Source organism: Mycobacterium sp. (assembly GCF_040509115.1).
Taxonomy (GTDB): Bacteria; Actinomycetota; Actinomycetes; order Mycobacteriales; family Mycobacteriaceae; genus Mycobacterium.
In genome coordinates this window covers 1-8751 of sequence record NZ_JBEVLO010000560.1, presented here as the reverse complement: position 1 = coordinate 8751, position 8751 = coordinate 1, and the positions used below count along the sequence as shown (strand labels likewise).

Here is an 8751-nt window from a genome sequence, read left to right as displayed (position 1 = left end):
CCTCACGACGGCACGGCGTCGGGTGCTGTCGCATCTCTCGCGGCACTAGTGACCGAACTGACATCCGGCACCCCCGGTCCCGTTGCCGTTGGAGTTGCCGCGGCGGGCCTGGTGAACCGGACCACGGGGGAACTCGTTCACAGTGCACTGCTCGACCTGCACGCCGCCCCTCTGGCTGCCACTCTCTCGGAGCTCGCCGGGGTCGAGGTGATCATCGAAAACGATGCCAACGCAACTCTATTGGGAATTCAGACCGACATCGACCCCAGAGAAACGGCCATCCTCCTTGCGCTAGGAACTGGGGTCGGTGGCGCACTCTCCTTCGGGGGCAGGGTCATTGAGGGCTCCTTCGGCTTCGCCGCCGAACTCGGCCACGTTCCCGTCGAGCCGGCGGGGTTGCACCCATGCCCCTGCGGCAGCAGTGGATGCCTCGAACTATTCGCCAGCGGCACCTCAGTCGCGGCGCGGGGGCGAACGTTGGGATTGCCCGGCAAGCACCCGAATGCCGTGCGTGCCCAGGACGTCGTCGAGGCAGCGCGGGCAGGCAACCCCGGGGCGGTGCACATCCTCCACTCGGCGGGCGAGGCCATCGGCACCGTCCTGACCCGGTTGATCCCGGCGTTCGACCCCGCCGTCATCTACATCTCGGGCGGGTTCGGACACCACGCCGCTGACTTTCTCGTGCCTGCGATCACGGATCGCATCGCCGAGCAACTCCCATTTCCGCTAGCGCGTCCCGCCCCTCGCGTCCTCGCCGATCCCGTCGGCCCGCTCGCCGCAGCCATCGGCGTCGGACGGCTTGCGCAGCGCCGCTCCACCCATCCCTCGGAAAGTCCCCACCCACACCTCAGAAAGGGACACGTATGAACACTGACCGGAAGGTACGCCTCGGGGTAGTCGGGGCGGGTCGGATCACCCAGGTCGCGCACCTGCCCGTGTTCTCAAAGACCCGCTACGTCGAATTGATTGCCGTCAGCGACCCCAGCCCCGCGCTGGCGCACGGAGTGGCAGACAGATACGGCATCACCGGCTACACGGACACCGCCACGTTGCTCGCCGACCCTGCGGTGGACGCGGTCCTCATCGCCACCCCCGACCGCTTCCACTACCAGCTCGGAAAGCAAGCACTCACGGCAGGCAAACACGTCCTCATGGAGAAGCCCCTTGCGCAGACCAGCGAGCAAGCCCGGGAGCTTGCGGAGTTGGCCACCGGCCTCGGGCTGAAATTGCAGACGGGAGCCATGAAGCGACACGACCCGGGAATCGCGTTTGCCAAGGAACACGTCGACCGGATCGGTGAGATCCTCTCGATCTCGTGCTGGTATCGGGTCATGGCAGATCGCGCTCCCGTGGAGACGACCCTGTTCCCCGACACCGTCGTCGACGCGCGGGTGCGCCAAGTCGAGAACACGTTCAAGGCAGACCGCGAACGGTATCTCCTGACCACGCACGGCGCTCACCTCTTCGACCAGATCTCGTACCTCGCTGGGCCGGGAACGTGGGTGACCGCGCGCGTCGGACGCGTCGGGGAGGACTACTCGTGGAAGGGCGTCGCCGGACTCCGTGATCACGGTGGGCTCGTCTCGTTCGAGGTCGCTGCCGCCGTCCACGGTGTCTACGCCGAAGGTGCCGACATCTACGGGGCCACGGGCCACATCCGCATCCGGACCCGGTTTCCCTTCTTCAAGCTCGCCAGCGAAGTCGAGGTGCACGTCGATGGGGATTCCGCCGCTCTGGTGCCACACTTCGGCGACACTGACGCGTACAAACGGCAGGCCGACGACTTCGCGTTGGCCATCTTGAACGGCACGCCCGAGGACCCGTCCCCCGAAGACGGAGTCGCCGCAGTCCGATGGATCGAAGCCGTGGCGGATTCGTCCACCTCGGGAGGCAAGGAGGTTCAACTGTGAGCAACCCGGTCCCGATGGGAGCCTTCGCGCGGATCTTCCACGTCCAGACGGCCACGCAGCTGGCCGAGGCGTTCCACGCGCACGCGCTGACGCAGGTACAACTGAACCTCAGCACGTTTGGGTTTCCCACGATCCCAACGGAAGTCGAGGTCAGCTCCGATGACCTCGGGGCAATCGGCGACGACCTCGTAGCGGCCGGGCTGACACTCTGGGGCGTTTCTGCCACCTTCAACACCGCTCACCCCGACGCGTCGCGGCGCACCGATCAGACAGCGCGAGCGGCGGACTTCATCGCACGATTGGGCGGTACGGGTGCCGTGGCGGCGACGCTCTGCAGTGGATCGCGGGATCCGGACGACATGTGGGGGTTCCATCCGGATACCACCTCGGAGTCCGCGTGGAACGACTTCCGCGCTAGCCTCGACGCGCTCCTGCCCGCGGCGGAGCACAGCGGCGTTCTGCTGGCCATCGAACCCGAGCCCGCCAATACCGTCGCCGACACCGACCGCGCCTTGAGACTTCGGCGAGAGCTGGGGGACGACGCCGGTCGGATCGGATTCATCCTGGATCCGGCCAATCTCATCACCAACGTCGCTCCCAGCGAGCACCGGTACACGCTCGAACGAGCCTTCGGCGAGCTCGGGCACCAAACGATCTGCGTCCACGCCAAGGACACCGTCCCCTGGGCCGCGACGATTGCAGGCCGAGGAGTGGTGGACTACGAGCTGGTAGCTCGGCTCCGTCATGGCCTCGCCGACGACGTTCCGCTGATCATTCAAGACGCGAAGCAGGACGAACTCGCAGAGGTCATTGCGCTGCTCCGAACGTCGATCGAACGGGCGGTGGCATGAGCAGTCACGAACAGTACGCGGCGAAGGCAGGATTTCACCTCAGCAACGAGGACGCGCCCGAAGTCCTCGTATTGCTCCACGGTCTTGGTGCGGATCGCACGCAACCGCTGGACTTGATCACCGACGTCGACACCGACGACTTCGCAGTACTGGCTCCCGACATTCGAGCACACGGTGAGAGTTCGGTCATCGGAGAACGTGCCGACTTTCGTTTCGACTCGCTCGTCCACGATCTGCGGGCCCTGATGGTCCTGCTGGGGCAGGCGGACAAACCCGCGCACGTCGTGGGCATATCGATGGGTGCGGCGATTGCGCTCCGTGCCGCCCTGAACCAGGACTTCACCGTGCGAAGCCTCACTCTCGTCCGCCCCGCATTCACAGACGTGCCGCTGCCAACGAACTTGACCGTAATGGCCGAGATCGGTGAACTTCTCGGAGCCGGAGGAGACCCGGTCGTCGCGCGCGCACGGTTCGCCGAATCGCGGCAATTTCGCGATCTCGCCGCGATCTCACCGCTCGGCGGCGAGAGCCTGCTTCGTCAGTTCGACGCACCGCTCGCCGTCGAACGATCGGTACGGCTGCGAAGCGTGCCTCGCAACAGGGCGTATTTGTCCGCCCAAGAGCTGGCGGCCATTTCGGTGCCCACGTTGGTCATCGGCACCAAGAACGACCCGGTGCATCCGTACCACCTGGCTCAGAGGTGGAGTCGCGCGATACCCGGTGCTGCGTTCGCGACGGTTCCCCCACGAGATCACGACCCAGTCGTGACGACTGACAAGCTGCGGGAACGTGTCGGCGCTCAGCTGGCCGCGGTGAAGGCGACATCATGGACATGACCACGTCGCAGCAAGTGAGGTTCCCGCCCATGTCTCAACCTCCGGAGTTCGCAGAGGAACGCCGTGCCCGCATCGTCGAGCTGGTGAACACTCGCGGGCGTGTGAAAGTGAGCGAACTTGCGAAGCAGCTGCAAGTCACGCAACCGACCATCCGCAAGGACATCGTGGCGCTCGAGACCGAGCGCAAACTGAAGCGGACCCACGGGGGTGCGCTTGCGACACGGTCACCCGCCTACGAAGTCGAAGTGGAAGCGCGACGCTCAGCCAATACCGCCCAGAAGGAGGCGATCGCCCAGGCCTGCCTCCCCATGCTGGGCCAGAACGATTCCATCTTCCTCGACGCGGGCACGACCTCCTTGGCCATCGCCGAGGCCATCGCGGACGAAGCGAAGGCGCCGGGCTCACGTTTCGGCGCAAATCTCAACGTGCTGACCAACTCCGTGCCAGTGGCGCGCACCTTCAGCGCAATCGGCTCGATTCATTGCACGGTCGTCGGGGGGCAGTACCGACCGATAGCCGATAGCTTCGTGGGACCTCTTGCCCTGCAGGCCATTCAACAGTTCACGGTCAACGTGGCATTCTTGGGGGTCACGGGACTGTCGGGGGACCAGTTCAGCGTGGCCGATCTGGGCGAGGCTGACGTCAAGCGCGCCATCCTTCAGCAGGCCCGCCGAACCATCGTGCCAATGGACCACAGCAAGCTTGGTCTCACGGACTTCGTCGGAGTGTTCAAACTCGCTGACATCGACACCGTCATCATGGATGAGTCCGAGCCCTACTTCGCCGAGCTCTGCGATGCGAATGACGTAACACTCGTCCTCGCCGGCAATTAGAGCGGGCCTGACCGTCCGCCAGCCCAAATCGCGCTCTACAGCAGCTTTTCCAAGGTGATCGGCAGATCGGTCACCCGCCTGCCCGTCGCGTTGAAGACGGCGTTGGCGATCGCTGCGGGCACGCCGACGATGACGACCTCACCGAGACCCTTCACCCCGATCGGGTCGGCGATCACGTCCTCGCCCGCGACGAACGCGGCGTCGAGCTCGGGAACGTCGGCGTTCACCGGCACCAGGTAGTCCGCCATGTTGGCGTTGACGATTCGACCGTCGCGGTGATCGAGGTGGGTGGCCTCCAACAGAGCCATGCCGATGCCGCCCACCATCCCGCCGATCGCCTGACTGTGCGCCAGCATCGGGTTGATCACCCGGCCCGCGTCATAGCATCCATAGATCCCGCGGACCCGCACCGTGCCGAGTGATTCGTCCACCGCGACCTCGGCGAAGACGGCCCCGTAGGCGTTCATGGCATAGCGGGTGTTGGCGTCGTCGGGGGACCAGTCGTACTGCGCCTCGAGGTTGGGCCAGCCGCGCCGCCGCAACAGATCCTGGTACGTCTCGCCCCTCGTCGAGTCGGCACGTGCCGACATCCTGCCGCCGACGACGGTGACCGCTTCCGGTGCAAGACCATTCAGCGGCGAACCGGGATCGACCACGGCGGTTCTGACCAGCCGGTCCCGCAGCATGGCGCCCGCGTTCTGCACGGCCGACCCGACGCTCGCCATGGTCATCGACCCGGCATGGATCGGCGCTGGCGGCATGCGCGAGTCGCCGAGGTCGAAGCGGACGCGGTTCATCGGCAGCCCCAACGCGTCGGCGGCCATCTGGGTCATCGAGGTGTAGGTGCCGGGCCCCATGTCGCTGGTGGCGGTGTCGAGCTCGGCGGTGCCGTCGGCGTTGATCCTGGCATGCACGGAGCACTTGTTGCGATTGGTGTGGTAAATGGCTGCGGCGGTGCCCATTCCGATCAGTTGATTGCCGTCACGGACGGTTCGGGGTCTCGGATTGCGACGCGACCACCCGAATGCCGAGGCACCCTGGGTGAAGCAATCGGTGAGCCGCCGGGTGGAGAACGGCAGGTCGTCTTCGTGGTCGCGGTCGGGCTCGTTGCGACGGCGCAGCTCGATCGGATCGATGCCGAGCTGGTGGGCCACATCGTCCATGGCCGACTCCAGCGCGAAGGCTCCTGTCGTCGATCCGGGTCCCCGCATGTAGGTGGGCGGGTTCACGTCCAGCGGCACGGTTCGATAGGTCGACCGCATGTTGGGGGCGTTGTACTGAACCCTCGGCGGGCCGACGATGTCGTCCTCGTAGGAGCCGTAGCGGGAGTTCTCGACCCGCCCCTCGTGGATGATCGCCGAGATGAGGCCGGAGCGATCGGCACCGATGGCCAGCCGCTGCCTGCTGGTCGGCCGGTATCCGACGCCGCTGTAGAACTGCTTGCGCGTCAGCATCAGTTTGACCGGACGACGCACGTGCCTGGCCGCGAAGGCCGCCAGCAACTGATGCGCCCAGGCCCGGCCTGCCGAACCGAATGCACCGCCCACGAACGGTGAGATCACTCGCACGTCGTCGGCGGAGATTCCGAAGGCCTTGGCGTAGGCCGCGCGCAGCGAGCTGATGGCCTGGGTCTTGTCCCAGACGGTGAGTTGGCCGCCGTCCCACTGGGCGATGGTCGCGGGGATCTCCATCGAGTTGTGGTTGTTGCGCTCGATCGTGTACCGCAGGTCGGATACGACGGCTGCGGTCCGCAACGCGGCATCGGCATCACCGCGCGCATAGTCGCGAGTCCTGGTGCCCGCCTGCGGAACTGCTTCTGGCGCATCGATGTCGGTGACGGAATCGGCACCGCCGTACTCGACCGTGACGAGTGACGCGCCGTGACCGGCCGCCTCCAGGGTGGTGCCGACGACGATCGCCACCGGTTGTCCGAACGACGCCACCTGCCGGGGGTCGTACGGCAACGTCACCCCGCCGAAGTCGGTAAGCACCTCGATCACGTCGGGTTGACGCTTCGCCGCGTCGACGGCGATCCGCCCCACGCTTCCCCGCGCCACGGTGGCCCCAACCAGCACGGCGTACACGACGTCGGGGATCGGGTGGTCGGCGGCGTACGGCGCCTTCCCGGTGACCTTCAGCCGTCCGTCGACCCGCGTGATCGGCCGTCCGGCGACCAGCCCGGCGGCGGGCAGGGGTTGACTCATGAAAGGGCCGCCACCGTCGTCAGTTGGCGCTCGACGGTGCGCTTGACCAACTCGATCTTGAACCCGTTCTCCGACAACGGTCTTGCGCCGTCGGCGGCAAACGACGCGGCTCTCCGCCATAGTTGTGCACTCGTCCGCTGACCAGCCAGGGCTTCTTCGACCGACGGCAGCCGCCACGGCACCGTACCGACGCCGCCGACCGCCACCCGCGCGCTGCGGACCACCCCGCCACGGATGTCCATCCCGACCGCCGCCGAGGTCAGCGCGAACTCGTAGGATTCCCGATCCCGGACCTTCAGGTAGCCGGACCGCGCCGCCTCGGGTGTCACCGGCACCTCGACGGCGACGATGAGCGCTCCCGGCCCCAGGTTGTGCTCCTGATCGGGTCGCGTTCCCGGTTGACGGAAGAAGTCCGCCAGACGAACGGTCTTCTCGCCATTGGTATCTCGGATGACCGCGACGGCATCGAGGGCCAGGAGCGCGACGGCGAGGTCGGAGGGATGGGTGGCGACACACGCGTCGCTGGTACCGAGGATGGCATGCGTGCGGTTGCGGCCCTGGATCGCCGAACAGCCCGCGCCGGGGCTGCGGCGATTGCACGCTGCGGTGACGTCCCGGAAGTACAGGCACCTGGGGCGCTGCATCAGGTTGCCACCGATGGACGCCATGTTCCGCAGTTGTGCCGAGGCACTCAGCTCCAACGCCTGCGCGATCACGGGAAACTGCTGCCGCACCCCGGAATGGTTGGCCAGTGCGGACATCCGCACCAATGCGCCGATGCGCAGCCGTGCCGAATCGAGCTCGATGTCCCGGTATGGCAATGCGTTGATGTCGACGACGGCGTCCGGCCGCTCGACGGTCTCGCGCATCAGGTCGATCAGAGTGGTGCCACCGGCGATGTAGCGGGCCCCGGTGGCACCCGCGGCCAGCGCCGTCGGCTCGTCGGCCGCCTTGGCGAAGGTGAAGGGAAACACGGCCGCTACCCGGCGTCGGCCGTCTTGGCCACCGCGGTGACGATGTTGGTGTAGGCCCCGCAGCGACAAATATTGCCGCTCATCCACTCTCGGATCTCGCCAGGGGATCCGGTGTGCCCTTCGCGGATGCAGGCGACCCCTGACATGATCTGTCCGGCCGTGCAGAATCCGCACTGGAAGGCGTCCTCGTCGATGAAGGCTTGCTGCAGGGGATGCAATCGCCCGTCGGTCTCCAAGCCCTCGATGGTGGTGATCTCGGCGCCGTCGTGCATCACCGCGAGCGTCAGGCAGGAGTTCACCCGCTCGCCGTCGACCAGGATGGTGCAGGCACCACAGGCGCCCTGATCGCAACCCTTCTTCGTGCCGGGAAGCCCCGCTCGCTCGCGCAGCATGTCCAGCAGCGAGGTGCGGTTGTCGACCGCGATCCGTCGCTCCTCGCCGTTGATTCGGAGACTCACGTCCGTGGTGTGGCCCTGGGCCTGGCTCTGGTCGTCGTCGCTGCAGCCGGCCAGCAGGGGTGCCGCGGCCACCACTCCGCCGACCGCGACGGTGGTACCCACGAACGCTCTGCGGTTCATCCACGACCAGGTCTCGCGATCCGAGGAGGATCGATCTTCGCCACGCACTTCGCAGTCCACTAGGTCGGCCTTTCCCTACCGCACGGGGGCTGCCGTGCGCGTCGTCGACAAGGTCCCCACCCACAGTAGGTCCGTTGCCTGTGACCTCGCGCAGACGCATAGAGAACGCATAGCTTCACCCATCGAGGATCGAACGCGGGCCTCGAACTCCAGGTCGAACCCCGATAGGCCCGATGGCCCCGATAGGCCCGATGGCCCCGATGGCACAGCTGCGACCGCAGTCGACCCGGGCGGGTCCCCAGCTCTCGGGAGACTGCTCGGCTCATACTGACTGCGTGAGCGTCGCCGACCTCGTCGCCCAGGCCCGCGTGGCGTTCGGCTGGCATGGCGACGTCGACGTCAGCCAGGGGCCGCGGGGTGCGCTTGGCCAGATCTGGCGCGTCGACGTCGGCTCGACGCGCTACGCGCTCAAGGAGATCTTCGACGAGCCGCCCACCGAGTCGTCGATTCGGGTCGAGCTCGACTTCTGCGGTCGCGCAGCCGAACTCGGTGTGCGCATGCCCGC

At 66.7% G+C, this 8751-nt stretch carries 9 protein-coding genes; 6 read left to right on the top strand and 3 right to left on the bottom strand.

Annotated features, from left to right (window positions below):
• The 5 genes from ABW137_RS37165 to ABW137_RS37145 all read left to right on the top strand — a co-directional run.
• Positions 1 to 867: ROK family protein (locus tag ABW137_RS37165; RefSeq protein WP_526408218.1), on the top strand; the 867-nt coding region annotated here is incomplete at its 5' end.
• Positions 864 to 1910, top strand: coding sequence for a Gfo/Idh/MocA family protein (locus ABW137_RS37160; protein ID WP_526408216.1), 1047 nt, complete (start codon positions 864 to 866; stop codon positions 1908 to 1910). The genes ABW137_RS37165 and ABW137_RS37160, both read left to right, overlap by 4 nt.
• The gene (locus tag ABW137_RS37155) at positions 1907 to 2761 is read left to right on the top strand and encodes a sugar phosphate isomerase/epimerase family protein (RefSeq protein ID WP_526408214.1); all 855 of its coding nucleotides are present in this window, start codon (positions 1907 to 1909) and stop codon (positions 2759 to 2761) included. Before ABW137_RS37160 ends, ABW137_RS37155 begins: the two co-directional genes overlap by 4 nt.
• Entirely contained in the window at positions 2758 to 3597 is an 840-nt protein-coding gene (locus ABW137_RS37150) for an alpha/beta fold hydrolase (protein ID WP_526408212.1), read from the top strand. The genes ABW137_RS37155 and ABW137_RS37150 overlap by 4 nt, the downstream gene beginning before the upstream one ends.
• Entirely contained in the window at positions 3588 to 4430 is an 843-nt protein-coding gene (locus tag ABW137_RS37145; protein WP_526408211.1) for a DeoR/GlpR family DNA-binding transcription regulator, read from the top strand. The genes ABW137_RS37150 and ABW137_RS37145 overlap by 10 nt, the downstream gene beginning before the upstream one ends.
• 35 nt (positions 4431 to 4465) lie before the next feature.
• Here the strand turns inward: ABW137_RS37145 and ABW137_RS37140 are convergent, their stop codons facing one another.
• From ABW137_RS37140 to ABW137_RS37130, 3 genes are read right to left on the bottom strand one after another with little or no spacing between them, the layout of a single operon-like run.
• Positions 4466 to 6634, bottom strand: coding sequence for a xanthine dehydrogenase family protein molybdopterin-binding subunit (locus ABW137_RS37140; protein WP_526408209.1), 2169 nt, complete (start codon positions 6632 to 6634; stop codon positions 4466 to 4468).
• Complete coding sequence (locus tag ABW137_RS37135) at positions 6631 to 7608, bottom strand: FAD binding domain-containing protein (protein ID WP_526408207.1); 978 nt, start codon at positions 7606 to 7608, stop codon at positions 6631 to 6633. The genes ABW137_RS37140 and ABW137_RS37135 overlap by 4 nt, the downstream gene beginning before the upstream one ends.
• 5 nt (positions 7609 to 7613) lie before the next feature.
• Complete coding sequence (locus ABW137_RS37130; RefSeq protein ID WP_526408205.1) at positions 7614 to 8186, bottom strand: (2Fe-2S)-binding protein; 573 nt, start codon at positions 8184 to 8186, stop codon at positions 7614 to 7616.
• A 335-nt stretch (positions 8187 to 8521) separates the two neighbouring features.
• Between ABW137_RS37130 and ABW137_RS37125 the strand changes: the two genes are divergently transcribed.
• A partial coding sequence (locus ABW137_RS37125) for a hypothetical protein (protein WP_526408203.1) occupies positions 8522 to 8751 on the top strand: 230 nt, incomplete at its 3' end.

Bases quoted from the DNA above. Each gene is read 5' to 3' on its own strand.
- ABW137_RS37160 (WP_526408216.1), top strand. From the start codon at position 864: ATGAACACTGACCGGAAGGTACGCCTCGGGGTAGTCGGGGCGGGTCGG.
- ABW137_RS37150 (WP_526408212.1), top strand. From the start codon at position 2,758: ATGAGCAGTCACGAACAGTACGCGGCGAAGGCAGGATTTCACCTCAGC.
- ABW137_RS37145 (WP_526408211.1), top strand. From the start codon at position 3,588: ATGGACATGACCACGTCGCAGCAAGTGAGGTTCCCGCCCATGTCTCAA.
- ABW137_RS37140 (WP_526408209.1), bottom strand. From the start codon at position 6,634: ATGAGTCAACCCCTGCCCGCCGCCGGGCTGGTCGCCGGACGGCCGATC.
- ABW137_RS37130 (WP_526408205.1), bottom strand. From the start codon at position 8,186: ATGAACCGCAGAGCGTTCGTGGGTACCACCGTCGCGGTCGGCGGAGTG.